Origin of the sequence: Candidatus Thiosymbion oneisti (assembly GCF_900092655.1) — a bacterium.
Taxonomy (GTDB): domain Bacteria; phylum Pseudomonadota; class Gammaproteobacteria; order Chromatiales; family Chromatiaceae; genus Thiosymbion; species Thiosymbion oneisti.
Genome location: NZ_FLUY01001487.1, coordinates 1 through 254, shown reverse-complemented (window position 1 = coordinate 254; position 254 = coordinate 1). Strand labels below are relative to the sequence as shown.

Annotated in this window: 1 protein-coding gene; it reads left to right on the top strand. The window is 57.5% G+C overall.

Features of this window, described 5'->3' with window-relative positions:
- Positions 1 to 183, top strand: coding sequence for a transposase (locus tag BQ17_RS24360; protein WP_141699313.1), 183 nt, complete (start codon positions 1 to 3; stop codon positions 181 to 183).
- The last annotated feature ends 71 nt before the right edge of the window (positions 184 to 254 follow it).

Here is a 254-nt window from a genome sequence, read left to right as displayed (position 1 = left end):
ATTCAAGACCTGATCGAGGATGCAAATTGCTACCGGAAAGTCCGCGAGCTGCGTTGGCCCGAGGGGGTGCGCTGCCCATTTTGCGGCGGTGAACACCGCCTCAAGCAAGGCTTCGATTCAGCTCCGGGAAGGTGTCGTCGAACGCAAACCAGTGGCGCTTCTCGAAGACACTGTCGCGTGTGATGAGGTTTACATCGTTGCCGGTCACAAAGGGCATCCATCCGCCGTAAAAAAAACACCGGAAGGGACGCCGT